We start from the raw sequence: 15,526 nt of genomic DNA, 5'->3' as shown, positions 1-15,526 counted from the left end.
TTTTCAGCGCGGCAAGCGATTGGCCGCGCCATCGCGACGCATTGCTCTTTCCCTGCGCAGCAGGCGCACACTATGTACCGCCGTCAGGCCAACCGCACACCAGATCGGAATGTAGGTCGCCAGCTGTCCCGGCGCCAGCGCTTCGCCCAGAAAAACCAGCGCAACACCTACCAGCAACACCGGTTCGACATAGCCAAGGATGCCGAACAGCGCCATCGGCAGCAAGCGGCTGGCGCCAAGATAAGAAGCCAGCGCGATGGTGCTCAGCAGGCCCAGCCCCGGCAACAACACGAACAGCATGGCAGGCCGATGCGCAACCAGCGCCCACGAATCCCGTGCGTAAAGCATCGCCACCGCAAACGGCAACAGCAAAGCCATTTCGACAGCGAACGCCACCGCTGGATCAGCATTGATCTTGCGACGCAGGATGAAATACGGCGGATAGCCGAGCGCCACCACCAGCGTCGGCCAGGCAAAGCTGCGCGTCATCCATAACTCATGCAGCACGCCGACCAGCGCAAACGCCACCGCCAGCCACTGAAACACATCCAGCCGTTCGTGATAATGAAAACGGCCGACCAGCACCATCGTCAATGGCAACAGGAAATAGCCCAGCGACACTTCCAGTGCGCGGCCATGCAGCGGTGCCCACAGAAATATCCAGAGCTGCACCCCAAGCAAAGCCGCCACGAGCAACAGCATGGCGCAAGTCATCGGTTCGCGCCGCAGGCGCCGCAGCAGCTCACGCGCTTGCGGCATGCGCTGGCGCAGAACCACCAACGCGAGTGCTCCCGGCAACGTCCACACCACGCGCCAGGCAAAGATATCCAGCCCGTCGAGCGGCGCCAGCCACTTGGTATAGCCGGACAGCAAAGCGAACACCATCGAAGCGCCGACCGACAAACTGATGCCGCGCCCTATCTCATGCTGGTTCATTCAATTGGAATTCATAGATGCCGCCAACCTCAATCGCTGAGCGCAGCTTTGGCGGCTTGCTCGGGCGTCAAGCCATCGTAAAACTGGTCGGTAAACCATTCGACCTGCTCCTCAATGTGTTCCTGCGCCTGCTCCAGCGTTGCGCCGCCAGCCACCAGGAAGCCCTCGACTTCGATGCACCAGTTGATCAGGGCCAGGGTTTCCGGATCCAGATCATCATTTTTCTTCTTTGCCATTTTATTTCCTGTTTTACATGTATTGCCGATACGGCCGTCACGAAGCTTATCAGGAAGCCGGCCTGCAGGGTTGCTCGCGCACTTGCCCATCGCTGGAAATCGGCTGGCATCGCAGCGCTGCAGCAGGCAGAGCAAACCCATCTTTGGCCCATCACGTGACAAACCGGAATCGCGCCTACTTGGCCCACGGGCGGCAGAGCGGCGACTGAAGCGTTGCTCGATGACCCGGGTTCCCCACTGCGCGCCCTCCGATTCATCCGTCAATTGAAAGCCGAATTTTTCGTACAGATTGCGCGCCGCATCCAGCCCCTTGAAGGTCCAGAGGTAGGTCTCTCTGAAGCGCCTATCGACAAAGTCCATCGCATGCGACATCAATTGCCGCCCGACACCAGAACCACGCAATGTATCGTCCACAATGAACCAGCGTAAATGGGCGGTACCCGTTTCATCATTGCCGTCAATTGCCAGAGAGGCGAGAGAGCGACCATTTTCGGCGTAAAGCCATAGCGCCTTGCCATCGGCTGGCAGCGCGCTGGCAAACTCGGCAAGCTCAGTTGCCACCTTCTTCTCGAAGAACGCATCGAAACCCAATGCTCCGAGTAAAACCGGGCGTGCAAGCTCGCAACGTCACCAATACAACCCGATTGATATCCCTCCATAATTCCGCCGGTTGCGCCACCTTGGGAAGCTGCATTGAGTGAACTGTCTTGCGCGAGCGCATCAGCGTACAGTGCGAGAGAACGAACCAGGGCTTGCTGATCAGCCGGGACCATGCGCCGAAGCGCGTTGGAGACCTGATCCGTCGCGAATCGGTCAATTTTTTTCCGGAGTTTCTGCCCAATGTCTGTCAAATACAGTTCAGACGTGCGGGCGTCTGCCTGTGCGACCGTGCGCCTCACAAGGCCGCTGGTCTCCATCCGGGCGAGCTGTCTGCTCGTGTTCGATTTGTCTAATCGCAGGATGTTGCCCAGGTCCTTTGCACTTATCCCCGGCGCCGCCCCGATTTCGATGATCGCGTGGACAGCCGACGGCGCAAGATCGCTATCGGCCAAGGTCGTTCGCATGAAACCGAGTTCGCGAACCAGCTTTCGGGAAAAGTCCCGGAGTTCCAGAATCGTCGTTTCTCCGGGTTGGGCTTGAAGATCGGCAAGGTCCATGAATGGGCTCACACAAGTTGCGTATCGCAACCAATATAGTTGCATAACGCAACTTATGCAAGTCAGGCTTTATTGGAATGTTGTGCTGCGGCCGCTACTGCTCGTCCAACTCACATGCGCACAAGGCCGCGGCCATTGCAGGTCAGTACGCAATTCCTGTATTAAAACTTGTTCGGCACTGGCGTGACGCCATATCTTGGCGCGCATGCGACTGTAGAATTTATCGGGCATATTTTTGCAAATTACTGAATTCCCTTACCTCTATCAGGTCTAGCGCCCTACGGCTCAAGATAAGGTCGCATCAAGACTTCGAACCACTCGCTAAACGCATTGAGTCGGTGCGAGCGCTGGCGGCGATGCGGATAGATGAGCGACACTTGCATTGGGGCCGCACGAAATTCGGGCATCACCTCCACCAGCAATCCTCTATCGAGCAAATGCTGTACATCGAAACGTGGAATCTGGATCAGTCCATGCCCGAAGAACAGCAAGCAATGTAGTTCTCAGCATTGTTGACAACTACGCGGCTAGGCACATCCACCGTATGTTTGCTGTCCGATACAAGATATTCCCAAGGTAGTTCTCTTCCCGTAGAGGCTAAGGTATACCCCACAGACCAATGGCCTTTGGTCAGATCCTCTGGCCCCATGGGTACCCCATGATCTTGCAAATAGCCGGGGCTGGCGCAGTTAATCATTGCGATCTGGCCTAAGGGGCGAACTACTAGCGTGCTATTGAGCAATGTGCCGACTCGCACCGCACAATCTATCCCCTCTTGCACTAGATCGATGGCGCGATCAGTCGAGCCCAACGACAATTGCAGATGGGGATGACGGCGCAATAGGCTAGGCAGTGCGGGGGCAATGAGACGGCGAGCAATGCGACTTGGCACATCCACGTTGAGTCGACCCGAGACTTTACGTTGACTGGTATGAAATAATTTGTCGATATCCTCTGCGTCGGCAAGGAGCTGGCGCACCCTTTCCAGTAACTGAACGCCATCGACAGTCAGACGCACTTGTCGCGTTGTACGATGTAGCAACCGCGCTCCCATATCCGATTCGAGCTGTTGAATGGCGGCCGAGACTGAAGCACGCGGCAGTTGCAATGCATAGGCAGCCTTGATGAAACTGCCCATTTCGGCAACTTGAATAAAGACACGATACTGATCTAGTTTGTCCATAAGATCGTTTTATAAATCATGAATCACTCCAACGAGTTAATGCCTTCAGCCTGTAAATCCGCCTTGATCGAGGAAATTTTGCTTCACAAGCGAGATAACATGTCCTAAAAGAGCATTCCGATCAGCAATGGGTCTTCTTTCTCTATCGAGAAGAGCAATTTGAAAATTGCCCGGACGTTCCTGAACCGTTCACGAGAAAACACTCAGATTCTTTTCGATGTCCTTGCCAGCATAAGGTGGAAAGACATCGAGTTCGAGGTCCGGATTACCTATCAATAGCGCCTTGGTATTACTGAGCGCGTCGAAGCCGGCCTTGCCGTAGTACTTGCCCATGCCGGCATAACCGACGCCACCGAAAGGCAAACTGTCGATCCAGCAGTGCAGATTGGTCTGGTTCACGCAGCCGCCACCGAAGGAGAGGCTGCCCAGCACATAGTCAACGGCAACCTGGTTCTTGCTGAAAATGTAGGCGGCTAACGACTTTGGCTTACGCTTCATGATACCGACGATCTCCCTCAGGTCGGTGTAAGGCATCACTGGCAATACCGGGCCAAAGACTTCTTGCTGCAATGCCGGGTCGTCCCAGGTCGATGGATAGAGCACCGTCGGCTCCACGTAGCGGCCGAGAATATCACTGCGACCGCCATGCACCACCTTGTCGGGCAAGATGTAGGAGGCCACGCGTTGCGCGTCGTGCTCGCTGATCATGCGGGCAAAGTCAGGGCTTTGCATCGGATCAATGCCGTACATTTTGACGATCGATGCCTTTAGCTTGGCGATGAACTCGTCCGCGACACTCTCGTGCACGTAGACGTAGCCTGGCGCAATGCACCACTGACCGGAGATGGCATTGTGCCCCCAAGCGATGCGGTCCGCCGCGATGTCGAGGTTGGCGGTTTCATCCACGATGGTGGGGTTCTGTCCACCAAGCTCGAGGATCACTGGTGTCAGGTTTTCAGCCGCCGCGCGCATCACCACCTTGCCAACAGCAGAGCTACCGGTAAAGAAGATGAAATCAAAAGGCAGCTCCAGCAACGCCGAGATTTCCTCGCGCCCACCGGTGACGATGGCCACGTTTTCCGGCTCGAACTACTGTGGCACGAACTTTTGGAACAGTGCCGCCGTGGCCGGCGTGGTATTGGCCGGCTTCAGCACCACCGTGTTGCCCGCCGCCAGTGCGGCAATGGCCGGATCCAGCAACAACAGGATGGGAGCGTTGAACGGGCCGATCACCAGCGTTGCGCCGTAGGGCTCCTTCAAGATCAAGCCGCTGTTGCCTGTCGCTTCCAGCCCCTTCGGAATCGCTACTGGCTGCGGCGCCATCAACTCCCTGAGGTTTTCGCGGTAGTACTTAACGTTCCCTAGAGGCACCGTGATTTCGAAAAGCTGCTCAAAGGACGGCTTGCCGAAGTCCTGATAGAGCGCGGCGCAGAATTCTTCCTGGTGATTGCGCAGCATCTGCTCCATGCGGTCGAGCTGGTCAATGCGCCATTCATAGCATTTCGTTTTGTCACTCAGGAAATGTGCCTTCTGCACATCAAGCACTACTTGAAATTTGTTAGGCATGCCATTCTTCCGTGATGAAACCGTCATCTGCATTGGACGATGATCGTTGATCTTCAATCCCCCTAGCCTCTTGCCGCACATTCCTTTTAGAGAGACAGGATTCCAACTCGGTTACCGACACCCTCAACTCGTCAGTTGATCGACAAAACGATGCCGTCATCGATGAAGCTAGTGATACCCAACTACTTCGTCGTGTAGCCACCGTTGATCAGGATCGTCTGACCGGTGATCCACCAACCGTCGCTTACTAAGTGACGAATGAAAGGCACCACGTCTTGAATGTCGGTCAGGCCGGTCTTGCTGAATGGCGAGAGTGCTGCGGCCGTCTTATGGTAAGCCACCGCATCGGCGCCTTCGGCGGGGTAAAAGAATGGTGTATCCATAGGCCCCGGGCCAACTGCTGTCACCGAGATACCGCGTGCACCGAACTCCTTGGATGCCGCGCGGGTATAGTGTTCAACTGGAGCCTTGGTGCCGGCATAGGCCGCATAGAACGGTGTGAATGCGCCAAGCAGCGACGTCACCACCGTGCAGATCTTGCCGTTGTCATTGAGATTCTTGCCGGCTTCCTTGAGGAAGAAGAAAGCCGTCTTGGAATTGACCGCCGTCATTTCGTCGTATTCAGCTTCGCTGATTTCGGCCATCGGCTTCTTGAGCACCTTGCCGACGGTGTTGATAGCAATATCGGGCTTGCCAACCGCAGCAATGGCATCATTAAATAGTTTTTCTACGGCAGCAGCCGTCGTCAAGTCGGCTTGGATGGCCACTGCCCGAGCTCCCGCCGTCTTGACTGCGGCAACGGTTGCCTCTGCTTCTGCTTTACTGCTCTCACTGTTGTAATGCACGATTACGGCTTTGGCGCCTTGCTGCGCAAGATCACGGGCAATCAAACCACCAAGGTTCTTTGCTCCACCCGCGATGAGAACCGTCTTACCTTTAATAGAATGATCTGCCATGGAAATCTCCTTGAATAGTGTACGGGAGATTCGAGTCTACGCGGCAGCATCGCAAAGATCAGCCCGGTCTACCTGGATGGACTATCCAAAAAAACTGTCTAATGGTGCGGATTTAAAATCCTCACTGCGTTGATGCCGGCCGCGAAATCTACCTCTTCAAGGGGCGGTCGATGGAACTGTTCCTCGCACACCTGCCGACGAATTGATCGGGTGCGCGACTGACCGTTTGCGGTCGTTTTGAACAGGTAGCGACGGCACAATCCACCTCCGTTCGGTCATTCACCGAAGAAGCGGCACTTCCGACGGCCCGTCATCAATTCTGGCCAGCTATCGCTTTTCGGCCGGTATTGTTTTGATTTCAGCCGCGAATAGAGCATGAGTTTCAAGGTCAACCGGTCTATGCGTGGGCAGGGTGCTCGCAGGATTCCTGCCAAGGAAATTGTTGTTTTTTAAATTTTTCGATGGTCTGACCGGCCTAGAGACGAAACCACCACCACAGTTAGGACAAACATTTTCCAAAATGTTATCGACACACGTTACGCAAAACGTGCACTCGTAGCTGCAAATGCGTGCTTCAAGCGAATCGGGAGGTAATGATTTGTTGCAGTGTTCACAGGTGGGTCTGAGTTCAAGCATGGTGTCCTCTTATGACAGCTAATTTACTTGGGAAACAATAGTCGTATAGCCTGATTATGGAAAAACATTCATTGTGTTACGCACAAATATTTGCAAAGAAATATCAATTTTACCCAGCACTCAGATGCCTCCTCTTGGCAGAACTGAGCCATTCGTCAAGCCAGGTTTCGGCACGGGATTATCAGCCGATTGCTTTCAATGTTTCTCAGAAAAACGATACTCATCATCTCAACGCATCGACGGCTTCACCGCCTCTTGTCAATGCAATGCGTCCAATTCCTACGACGGCTCAACGATTGTTCCTTGGTGGTAGACAATGCGCCATCCTCCAGCGACGCGTCGCCAAAGCGTAGCGCGGCGGGTGGTTCTGGACTCCTGCAATAGTGTGTAGGTCAACAGATAGGTATCAGGCGCGATTTCCTGGCAGAAGAAGTCTCGCGTTTCCCAATGCTCGTCGATTGACGTGGCATATCGCTCTTCGAGGATGGCAAGGACGTGAGCTCGACTGTAACGGCGTCCAGATGCACCTACCTCCCAAAACTCTGCGTCCATCATCCTCTCGAAGTCGGCACGCGTTGTTCCATGCTCAGGCCGATGGAAAATGGGTTCTCGGGCCGACAGCTCGTCTTGCACGGTCATCAGCCGCATTTCTGTGATTCGAGTGGGTTCCATATGATTTCCGCTGACGCTGAATAACGTGCTTTATCGATTCAGTACTCGTTTAATAACGGCGATCTGCGAACTGATCCTGTTAAGGCTACAACCCAGCGTACCCGCAGAGGGGTGACAGGATCGGCGCATCGCTATCCATCAAATGCCATAATCGAACACCAAAACCTCATCGAGCCAGGGCTTCAGCCGGGCCACAAAAGCCAGGTGCGCGACGTGATCAAGATACGCGTCCCGGAATGCCTGGCTGGCAAACGTGATGGTCACAGCATGCGTATAGCCTTTATCCAATCCTTCCGGGCTTATGTTGGCGCCGTGTTCGAAACCGACAATGCCTTCGATCAAATCGGCAAGCCCGGCAAAGTCGCGCATGCAGTGAGCTTGCTCACTTGCCGGGGTATCTTGTTTGAAACGCAGAAGAACCAGGTGCCGTATTTTCATTGGATGTGTGACTGTGCGTAGCATCTTTTCCGATATGTCTTCAAAAGCCGCGGTTGGCGAAGATCGTCAGCAGTATCGTAATTGTCTTCGATGCATCAGGCCTGATAGCGCCAGTTGCCCTCAGTCCGGATTTCGCTTTTGACGGAACGCGCCAGGAAGCATTCCTCGTGCGCCTTATGGTGCAAGCTTGCCACTGCCGCATCGTCCGGTATCTTGGCGCCGGAAAACACCACCTGCGGCAGCAATTCGACCAGCGCGATCCAGCTCTTGCCATCTGCCGCGCGCTGCATGTGTCCGCGCGCCTGGTCGACATAGCTGTCGACCACATAACCGGCATTCGCCGCCAGCCCCAGGAACCACAACATATGGCAGCTCGACAACGAGGCCACGAAAGCCTCCTCGGGATCGACATTGGCAGGCTCGGAGAATGGCACCTTGACCACGTGCGGCGAACTCGACGCCGGCACTACCGCACCGCCATCGAATTGCCATTGATGAGCGCGACTGTAGCGATTATCGATGAATACTGCCCCCGACCGCTGCCACTCGACAGTGGCGATATGACTGGACATGCTCTCCTCCCTCAGGTTTGCGTTAGCGTTAGCGCCGCACACACGGCACTACAAGTTTCCTGCAAATGCATGGTCAGTACCTTGACCGCTTCCTCGGCATCGCCAGCAGTCACCGCGGCAAGCAATTGTCGATGCTCACTCGCCCATCCTTCGCGCCGCGAGCCTGGACGCAGCTTGGACAAGCCGTAGCGCTCCACCCTTGTACGCAACTTGCTGATCAATGCCAGTGTTTGAGGACGGCCGGACGGCGCGTACAGTGCTTCGTGAAAGGCGCGGTCGCTCTGGATCCAGGCCGCCTTGGCGTCTTCCAGCTCAAGCTGCGCCTGTATGGCCTCGATCAGCACCAGCGTCTTGCGGCTATGGGCGGGAATCGCGCGGACCAGCGCATCGGCCTCCAGCAGGATACGCAAATCGAATATCTCCTCAACATCAGCGACGCGCAACCTGGTGACGTAAGCGCCACGATTCGGCTCGATCACCACCAAGCCATCGTCACGCAACAGGTTGAGGGCTTCGCGCACCGGAATACGGCTGACGCCATACAGCGTCGCCAACTCGTCCTGGCGCAGCGCGGCGCCATCCGGCCAGCGGCCGTCATTGATATCGTCGCGCAGGCGAGCCGCGATGATGCCAGCAGAGGTAGAGGCTGAAGCTGTAATATTTGACATTGGATAATTGTATCCAATCTATAATAGCAGTGTCAAATAACTCTTCGCCGCTTAACCAGCAAGTCACCAGCAACAGACCACGAGCGTGAAATTCACTCACTGGCTTTTTCCCATATACCTCATATGCTTTAGACAGAACCAACTCTTTTCGCAAAAGACAACAAAGCCTTCGCAAGACAATCTTGTCGCATTGAAAACACAATTCGAGGAGAAGAAAATGTTCAAGCATCTTCTACTGCCGACAGATGGTTCCGCAGCCTCCGAATCGGCGATTCGGCAAAGCATCCAGTTTGCCAAGGCAACCAGCGCCAGGATCACTGGCGTGCATGTCATTCCGGAATATCATGTATTCAGCCGTCAACTACTCACCTTGGCGGAGACCAAGGAACAGTTCGACCAGCAAGGGGTCGCGCAGGCCGTCAAACTCCTCGACGAGATCAAAACGGCGGCGCAAGCGGCAGGCGTCGAATGTGACACCCGGTATGTCGTCAGCAATCATCCATACGAAGCGATCATCCAGGTGGCGGAGGAAAACGATTGTGACATGATCACCATGGCTTCACATGGCAGGAAAGGGGTAAGAGGCATCTTTGCCGCCGGGGAAACACAGAAGGTGCTGACCCATAGCAAGAAACCGGTCCTGATATTTCGTTAAACGGCATGCAACTGCCCTGACACCGGACAGCTTAAACATCAGTCTCAAGCCGCCGGCAGCATGAGCGGATCCCGCAAATTAACCAGATGATGAAAATCGTCACTGTCGATCACCTCCAGCCGGACCAGCCGATCCAAATGCTGCTCAACCAGCACCTCCTTCGGCTTGTGGATCAGATGGCCGATTCCTTCCAGCATGATTTCAATCGTGTCGTTCGCGCCGTCATAAACAATACCGAGCAAGGGCAACCACTCCACCTCGACCTGGTTGCCGATGGACAGCAAGCCGACTTCGATTTCGGCGCTTTTTCCTTCCAGCACTGCCGACATGTTGTGAAAATAGTCATGCCAGGCCGTTTTCTCAAGATGGGTGAAAACCATGGCCGCTCTCCTTCAATTTATCCAGTTATCTGCTAACGTGAAGTAAGTTGATGATGCCTCGAAACGATAGTCAGAACATAGATGAGTATCCGCTTTATCAGAGATTCTGTATCAATCCAATGGCATCGACCTTTCCTATCCGCTAGATCGTGGATACATTACGCACTTTCGCAAATCGCATAGAAGCCGCTGAAATACTGGCTTTTCATTTGCTTGAATACAAAGGCCGCAATCCGCTCATATTGGCCATCCCCAGAGGTGGCGTGCCCATGGGAAAAGTGATCGCCGAGCTGCTCGACGGTGAGCTGGATATCGTGCTGGTGCGCAAGCTTAGTGCGCCTTTCAATCCTGAATGCGCGATCGGCGCCATCGACGAGACGGGCTGGGTTTATCTTGATCCCTTTTCGGACGAACTCGCCGGAACAGACGCCTTCCTGGAACAAGAAAAGTCGCGGCAACTCAACGTACTGAGGCAACGCCGCAAACTGTATACGCCGCACAAGCACACCATCGCCCCCGGCGGCCGGATCGCCATCATTGTCGACGATGGACTGGCAACCGGCGCCACCATGATCGCCGCATTGCATACTGTCCGCGCCAGGCGACCGGCCGAGTTGGTCTGTGCGGTGCCAGTCGCAGCGCCGGAAAGCTTGAAACAGGTAAAGCCACTGGCTGACAAAGTGCTGTGCCTGTACGCTCCCAGCGGCTTTTTCGCAGTTGGGCAATTCTATCGGGACTTCAGACAGGTCGAAGATGAGGAAGTGATCAGGATATTTTCCCGTCGCCACAACGGCGGGAACGCGGGGACGCAGGCATGAATCCTACAGATCAATCGCATCGACGGCAGCGACCGTAGACGAAAGCAAGGCTTGAAGGTCTGCCAGCATGGTCCGGCACTCCGGACTATGATGAACGTTCGGGGCGGTAGCTCAGCTGGGAGAGCGCTGCGTTCGCAATGCAGAGGTCGTGAGTTCGATCCTCATCCGCTCCACCATTCACTCCTATCTCCATCTCAGGAATTAGACTCCCGGCCACTTCCCGCTGACGACGATATCGGAGCCGCCATTTCCACAAAGGAATATATTTTCACCAATAATGCAATGCCAGACCTACGCGCCACGCTTAACAAAAAACAATGCAGTGCCGACCGCCATCAATACGCCGCCGAAAAACCGATTCTGCTTCTTCACTGCGCGCGCATCGCGAAAATAGCCTTGCATCGTCGACGCGGCAAAGGCGTAGCCGTGCATCACCATCAGATCCACCGTGCACATGGTCATCGCCAGTATCATTAACTGCGGCAGCAAGGGGCCATCGGCGCTGATGAACTGCGGCAGCACCGCCACCATGAAGATGATCCCTTTCGGGTTGGTTGCATTGGTCATGAATCCCAACAGCATGCGCTTGCGCACGCTGGGCGGCGTTGCGCGCACCGTTGGCTCCGGACGCTGCAAAGCACACGTGTCAACCTTTGCACGCCACTGGCTCAATCCCAGATAGATCAGGTACAGGGCACCAACCGTCTTGACCACGGTGAACATGGTTTCCGACGCCAACAAAATGGAGCCGACTCCGGCACCGGCAACAAACAAGATCAGCAACAATCCTATTTGCAGGCCAGCGATGGTAGCCGACGTTTTCTTTACGCCATATGACAGACCATGCGACATGGACAACACTGCGCCGGACCCTGGAGAAATGGCAATCAGCCAGCAGGCGGCAAAAAAGGTAAACCAGGTATGAGGATTCATGGATAGAAAATTGTCACAAACGACGGGGCAAGTTGAAATTTGTAAGCATCGACCTCGCAAGAAACGATTATTCGGCCGCAGCCGAGATCGATGCAAAAAAGCAGGTCGCATGGCGCTTGGATTATAGCGTAACGGCAAGGATTCTCTCGGACAGCCGCCTGTTTCGTACTGGCTGTATTTTCGCTCAGGCCTTGGCAAGCCTGGCACAGACACAAGTCCGATGCATTTTCAACATCAACTCCTGACCGACATGGAGCCATGCCGGAAAAATTGCCTGGACAGCATTCCACTGCGTAACGTGTCAATGAAACAAACGGCCGCGGACATCGAACCCGCGGCAAACCAGCGAGGCGATCACGCCGGTGACCGCCAGCATCGCTACGGTATGCACACCCACGGCGACCAGCGCCAGGAATAGTGAGCCGGATGCAGTGATCTCGCGAGCCGGCGTATCTGCCATGCAAAGCGGGATGAGCACCGGCACCAGCATCAATCCGGCCCCGTGTGCGGTGGACATCATGAACGACCAGAGCGCCAAGCCGACGTGACCTGCCGTCGAAACTCGCCTGGCTTGGCGGCTCAATAGATAATGCAGCAAGACAATGACAAGCAACGGCCCCGCCAGAACTTGCAGCACGCCCCGCCCTCCACCAGCCCGAGCGCCACCGCAGCGGCCAGCAACCCAACTGATGCCGAATGCCCAACCGCGATAGGAATCAAGGCCCGCAGCGCCTTCTGCCGATCACGCGACCGCACGCCCCAGGCGGCGGCAAACAGCCAGCCAGAAGCAGGATTGAGTCCGTGAAAGGCACCCAGCCCCGCTACCGCCAACCAAGGCCAAAGACTCGACATGATGTACTCACGCGCCCGCGCCGCTCACACTTCAGGGGTGCACGTGACAACATGAAGCGGTCGCGCTGCCCTGCTCCGGCAAGTAGCGATCATGGTGGCGCACCCACTCCATTTTATTCGGCACGTCGTTCTCGTTGCGTCCCTTGGGTGTAAGATCGATCAGGTTGTAGGCGCCCATCATGACCTCGACGCCACGGCCGTAAGTTGAGTAGGTATGAAAAATCCGCCCCGCATCATCCTTATAGAAGACACTGATACCGGGCGCTTCCTCGGCCGGGAAACTTTGCACGACGTAGTTGTAATAGACCTCGCTTTTGGCCAGTTCTTGCGCCCTGAAGCTGACACCGAAGTCGTAGTTGAAATCACTGTCATGCGACGACACCCACCTGAACTGCCAGCCCATGCGCTCGCGAAAGCGTTCGATCTCGGCCAGCGATGCGCGCGAGACGGCGACCAACGCGATATCGCGCTGCGCCAAGTGCACGTTCATGCCGTCGGCATGGTCCGCCATGAAAGAGCAGCTCGGACAGCCTTGCTCCCACCCAGGACCGAACATGAAATGCTGCACCAGCAACTGACGGTGGCCGCCAAACAACTCGGACAGCGTGCGTTGCCCCTCGGCTGTGTCAAAGATGTAATTCTTCTCGACATGCTCCCAGGGCAGCGCGCGGCGTTCGCGGGCAATCTGGTCGTGCAGGCGCATCAGTTCCTTTTCGCGCGCCAGCAGCGTCTTGCGTTCGCTCAGCCAGTGATCGCTGGAGACGATGGGATGATTCCGGGCATGTGTTTCTGCAATAGTGGTGTTCATGATGTACTCCTTGGCTTATACAGCCGTTCGAGGTTATTCAATGAATGGATCGACGACATACCCTCACGAGTTCGCCCTTTTCGGACGACGCACTGCGCGTACTTTGCCGCTGCCGCCACCGCCGCAGTAAAAGAGCCCTGCTCCGTCGGACTCAAGCCCGCTGACGCCGGCGCCGCGCGGCATCTCCAGCCGTTCAAGTACAGCACCGCTGCCCGGGTCGATGCGCCGGATGTCGCTCTCCTCGCCTTCCCACGTCCCGTGCCATAGTTCGCCATCGACCCAGGTCACGCCGGTGACGAAGCGATTGGATTCGATGGTGCGGATGATGGCGCCGGTCGTTGGGTCGATCTGGTGTATCTTGCGATCACGGTACTGCCCCACCCACAAACTTCCCTCAGCCCAGGTCAGCCCGAATCGAAGCCGTGGCCAGGCGCCGGGATCGACGCCAAAACGTTGCCGTTAGCGGGATCGATCTTGTCGATGCGCTCCTCGGCGATCTGATAGAGATAGGTACCATCAAAGGCGGTACCGGCATCGCAAGGACGATCTAGCGTGCGCGCGGGCGCGCCGCTTTCGGGATCGAAGGCGATCAGCCTCGCCCCGGTGGCAGCCCAGACACGCTTGCCGTCGTAGGTCACGCCGTGCACGCTATCGGCGCCGACGAAAGGCCCATATTCGCGCACGATCTCGGCCGCTTGCGCCGTTGCTGTGGAGGTGTCTTTGCCGATCTTGCTGAGATTTCTGGTCATCGCTGGCTCCTTGTGATGCGCCTCGTATCGGCGCTGCAAGACAACTTTATTCCATCTGCAACGCGGTAGGGAGTAACAAGATTGTCGTGAATCCTGCCAGCGGCGGCGCCAGCCAGCGACGCGCCCGGGCCTGCCCGATTGAGCGCACCCGTCCGGCGGATTCAAGTTCTGCCAGCGCCCGTTGGACAGTGCGCTGGCTGGCCCCAGTGCCTGTGCCAGGGCCGAGGTCGACCAGGCCGCACCGTCGGCAAGCAGTGCCTCCAGCGCTGCCTGGTCGCCGTCAATCGGCGGCGCCAGCAACACCACGCTACCGCCATCGAATGGTTTGAGAACGAAACCGCGCGCGCTAGCCTTGATGCCAGCCAGCGTCGTGACGAGTGCACGCAGACGGCCAATCTCCACTCGCAAGCGGGCTCGATGTGATTCATTGGGATAATGCGTATGGAATGCGCAGGCGATCAACGCCTCCCGGTCAACATCGCCAGGCCACGCCTCGGCGAGCGCACGCGCCAACGCGAAAAGTACCGGCCGCCGTGCCAGCGAGCGCCACACAGAACCGCTACCCATCGCGCGACGACAGGCATCGACAACCAGCGCGCCCGAAGCTAGTAGCTCCGCGACTTCATCAAGGCGCAGCGCCCGCTCACCACCGGCAAAAATGTGCCGAGCCGCGGGACGATCGAGCGCGGTACGCGCCTCCGCCACCTCAGCCAGGAGCGCAGGCACGCCTGAACGCATGGCCGCATCGTGGGCATGGGCGAGCGCCGCCCGTACGGCATCGACGCGCAACGAGCGTAGCGCCAGCTCCGCCGCAGTCAACTCGGCGACTGCCGTCAGTGATGGCGGCAGGCCGCGCGCATCAAGCCGGGACAATACTTCTTCGGTTTCGTCGAGACGACCAAGCAGCAATAATCTACGCGCTGCGATGAGCTGCGCTTGCAGCGCATTGGCGTGATCGGCGTGCGCCTCCAGCGTGCTCAAGGCCGCCGTCAGCGAACGCGGCGAACCGCTGAGATCGCGTACCGCTAGTGCCACCTCGGCCTCGGCGACAACGCAACGCGCGCGTGCCAGTTCCTCATGGGCGCCGAAGCCACGGGCGGCGCGCCGCAGGAGTTCGCGGGCGCGCGTATGCTCGCCGAGCTGGGCCATGGCGATGCCGCGCAAGGCCAGCGCCGGCGGGTCGTCGCGCAGGGCAACCCGTTTGAGGGCGCCGAGCACGTCGCCGGCGGCGAGCGCACGCGCGGAGGCTGCGATCAGGGAATCCATGGCGACAGGATACACCGCCGAACTGATGTCCGGCCATGTGATCGG

14 protein-coding genes, 1 tRNA gene and 5 pseudogenes are annotated in these 15,526 nt (G+C 56.9%); 3 read left to right on the top strand and 17 right to left on the bottom strand.

Annotated features, from left to right (window positions below):
• Nucleotides 1-3: 3 nt before the first annotated feature.
• The 10 genes and pseudogenes from rarD to CAter10_RS08325 all read right to left on the bottom strand — a co-directional run bounded on the left by rarD (nt 4) and on the right by CAter10_RS08325 (nt 9,020).
• Nucleotides 4-936, bottom strand: a complete 933-nt coding sequence (rarD, locus tag CAter10_RS08370; protein ID WP_061533063.1) for an EamA family transporter RarD — start codon at nt 934-936, stop codon at nt 4-6.
• A gap of 422 nt (nt 937-1,358) precedes the next feature.
• Nucleotides 1,359-2,329, bottom strand: a pseudogene (locus CAter10_RS08360) (bifunctional helix-turn-helix transcriptional regulator/GNAT family N-acetyltransferase); the annotation flags it as partial.
• A gap of 278 nt (nt 2,330-2,607) precedes the next feature.
• Nucleotides 2,608-3,512, bottom strand: a pseudogene (locus tag CAter10_RS08355) (LysR family transcriptional regulator).
• A 189-nt stretch (nt 3,513-3,701) separates the two neighbouring features.
• Nucleotides 3,702-5,078, bottom strand: a pseudogene (locus CAter10_RS23110) (aldehyde dehydrogenase family protein).
• Between the two features lie 182 nt (nt 5,079-5,260).
• Nucleotides 5,261-6,034 (bottom strand): SDR family oxidoreductase, encoded by a 774-nt coding sequence (locus CAter10_RS08345; RefSeq protein WP_061533062.1) that lies wholly within the window; start codon nt 6,032-6,034, stop codon nt 5,261-5,263.
• Nucleotides 6,035-6,361: 327 nt separating this feature from the next.
• Nucleotides 6,362-6,670: a DUF1272 domain-containing protein gene (locus CAter10_RS21870; RefSeq protein WP_082797839.1), complete on the bottom strand. Its 309-nt coding sequence runs from the start codon at nt 6,668-6,670 to the stop codon at nt 6,362-6,364.
• A gap of 279 nt (nt 6,671-6,949) precedes the next feature.
• Complete coding sequence (locus CAter10_RS08340) at nt 6,950-7,342, bottom strand: nuclear transport factor 2 family protein (protein ID WP_061533061.1); 393 nt, start codon at nt 7,340-7,342, stop codon at nt 6,950-6,952.
• A gap of 138 nt (nt 7,343-7,480) precedes the next feature.
• Entirely contained in the window at nt 7,481-7,780 is a 300-nt protein-coding gene (locus CAter10_RS08335; RefSeq protein ID WP_061537104.1) for a Dabb family protein, read from the bottom strand.
• A 95-nt stretch (nt 7,781-7,875) separates the two neighbouring features.
• The gene (locus tag CAter10_RS08330; RefSeq protein WP_061533059.1) at nt 7,876-8,352 is read right to left on the bottom strand and encodes an OsmC family protein; all 477 of its coding nucleotides are present in this window, start codon (nt 8,350-8,352) and stop codon (nt 7,876-7,878) included.
• 11 nt (nt 8,353-8,363) lie between these two features.
• Nucleotides 8,364-9,020, bottom strand: a complete 657-nt coding sequence (locus tag CAter10_RS08325; RefSeq protein ID WP_061533058.1) for a GntR family transcriptional regulator — start codon at nt 9,018-9,020, stop codon at nt 8,364-8,366.
• Between the two features lie 217 nt (nt 9,021-9,237).
• Between CAter10_RS08325 and CAter10_RS08320 the strand changes: the two genes are divergently transcribed.
• Entirely contained in the window at nt 9,238-9,675 is a 438-nt protein-coding gene (locus CAter10_RS08320) for a universal stress protein (protein WP_061533057.1), read from the top strand.
• Between the two features lie 44 nt (nt 9,676-9,719).
• Here CAter10_RS08320 and CAter10_RS08315 read toward each other — a convergent pair whose 3' ends face one another.
• Nucleotides 9,720-10,055 carry a DUF5335 family protein gene (locus CAter10_RS08315; RefSeq protein WP_061533056.1) on the bottom strand — a complete coding sequence of 112 codons (336 nt, stop codon included), beginning with the start codon at nt 10,053-10,055 and terminating at the stop codon, nt 9,720-9,722.
• Between the two features lie 149 nt (nt 10,056-10,204).
• On the opposite strand from CAter10_RS08315, the gene CAter10_RS08310 reads away from it, so the two are divergent.
• Nucleotides 10,205-10,873, top strand: coding sequence for a phosphoribosyltransferase (locus CAter10_RS08310; RefSeq protein ID WP_061533055.1), 669 nt, complete (start codon nt 10,205-10,207; stop codon nt 10,871-10,873).
• A gap of 100 nt (nt 10,874-10,973) precedes the next feature.
• Nucleotides 10,974-11,049: transfer RNA gene (locus CAter10_RS08305), tRNA-Ala, on the top strand.
• A 115-nt stretch (nt 11,050-11,164) separates the two neighbouring features.
• On the opposite strand, the gene CAter10_RS08300 is transcribed toward CAter10_RS08305, so the two are convergent.
• From CAter10_RS08300 to CAter10_RS08275, 6 genes and pseudogenes are all read right to left on the bottom strand, one after another.
• Nucleotides 11,165-11,806, bottom strand: coding sequence for a LysE family translocator (locus CAter10_RS08300; RefSeq protein WP_061533054.1), 642 nt, complete (start codon nt 11,804-11,806; stop codon nt 11,165-11,167).
• 301 nt (nt 11,807-12,107) lie between these two features.
• Nucleotides 12,108-12,323 (bottom strand): hypothetical protein, encoded by a 216-nt coding sequence (locus CAter10_RS24230; protein WP_335340209.1) that lies wholly within the window; start codon nt 12,321-12,323, stop codon nt 12,108-12,110.
• 62 nt (nt 12,324-12,385) lie between these two features.
• Nucleotides 12,386-12,658 (bottom strand): hypothetical protein, encoded by a 273-nt coding sequence (locus tag CAter10_RS24225; protein WP_335340208.1) that lies wholly within the window; start codon nt 12,656-12,658, stop codon nt 12,386-12,388.
• 31 nt (nt 12,659-12,689) lie between these two features.
• Nucleotides 12,690-13,466: a DUF899 domain-containing protein gene (locus tag CAter10_RS08285; RefSeq protein WP_061533052.1), complete on the bottom strand. Its 777-nt coding sequence runs from the start codon at nt 13,464-13,466 to the stop codon at nt 12,690-12,692.
• Between the two features lie 63 nt (nt 13,467-13,529).
• Nucleotides 13,530-14,215: pseudogene (locus CAter10_RS08280) on the bottom strand (Vgb family protein).
• Nucleotides 14,216-14,261: 46 nt separating this feature from the next.
• Nucleotides 14,262-15,481, bottom strand: a pseudogene (locus CAter10_RS08275) (helix-turn-helix domain-containing protein).
• Nucleotides 15,482-15,526 lie beyond the last annotated feature (45 nt).

The sequence above is a fragment of the Collimonas arenae genome (genome assembly GCF_001584165.1).
Classification (GTDB): domain Bacteria; phylum Pseudomonadota; class Gammaproteobacteria; order Burkholderiales; family Burkholderiaceae_D; genus Collimonas; species Collimonas arenae.
Note: the sequence above shows the minus strand (reverse complement) of the source record. Positions and strands in the feature narration are given on the sequence as shown.

Excerpts from the sequence above, each read along its gene's own strand:
- rarD (WP_061533063.1), bottom strand. The coding sequence starts at position 936 with ATGAACCAGCATGAGATAGGGCGCGGCATCAGTTTGTCGGTCGGCGCT.
- CAter10_RS08330 (WP_061533059.1), bottom strand. The coding sequence starts at position 8,352 with ATGTCCAGTCATATCGCCACTGTCGAGTGGCAGCGGTCGGGGGCAGTA.
- CAter10_RS08335 (WP_061537104.1), bottom strand. The coding sequence starts at position 7,780 with ATGAAAATACGGCACCTGGTTCTTCTGCGTTTCAAACAAGATACCCCG.
- CAter10_RS08285 (WP_061533052.1), bottom strand. The coding sequence starts at position 13,466 with ATGAACACCACTATTGCAGAAACACATGCCCGGAATCATCCCATCGTC.
- CAter10_RS08320 (WP_061533057.1), top strand. The coding sequence starts at position 9,238 with ATGTTCAAGCATCTTCTACTGCCGACAGATGGTTCCGCAGCCTCCGAA.
- CAter10_RS21870 (WP_082797839.1), bottom strand. The coding sequence starts at position 6,670 with ATGCTTGAACTCAGACCCACCTGTGAACACTGCAACAAATCATTACCT.
- CAter10_RS08345 (WP_061533062.1), bottom strand. The coding sequence starts at position 6,034 with ATGGCAGATCATTCTATTAAAGGTAAGACGGTTCTCATCGCGGGTGGA.
- CAter10_RS24230 (WP_335340209.1), bottom strand. The coding sequence starts at position 12,323 with ATGTCCACCGCACACGGGGCCGGATTGATGCTGGTGCCGGTGCTCATC.
- CAter10_RS08325 (WP_061533058.1), bottom strand. The coding sequence starts at position 9,020 with ATGTCAAATATTACAGCTTCAGCCTCTACCTCTGCTGGCATCATCGCG.
- CAter10_RS08340 (WP_061533061.1), bottom strand. The coding sequence starts at position 7,342 with ATGGAACCCACTCGAATCACAGAAATGCGGCTGATGACCGTGCAAGAC.
- CAter10_RS08300 (WP_061533054.1), bottom strand. The coding sequence starts at position 11,806 with ATGAATCCTCATACCTGGTTTACCTTTTTTGCCGCCTGCTGGCTGATT.
- CAter10_RS08315 (WP_061533056.1), bottom strand. The coding sequence starts at position 10,055 with ATGGTTTTCACCCATCTTGAGAAAACGGCCTGGCATGACTATTTTCAC.
- CAter10_RS24225 (WP_335340208.1), bottom strand. The coding sequence starts at position 12,658 with ATGTCGAGTCTTTGGCCTTGGTTGGCGGTAGCGGGGCTGGGTGCCTTT.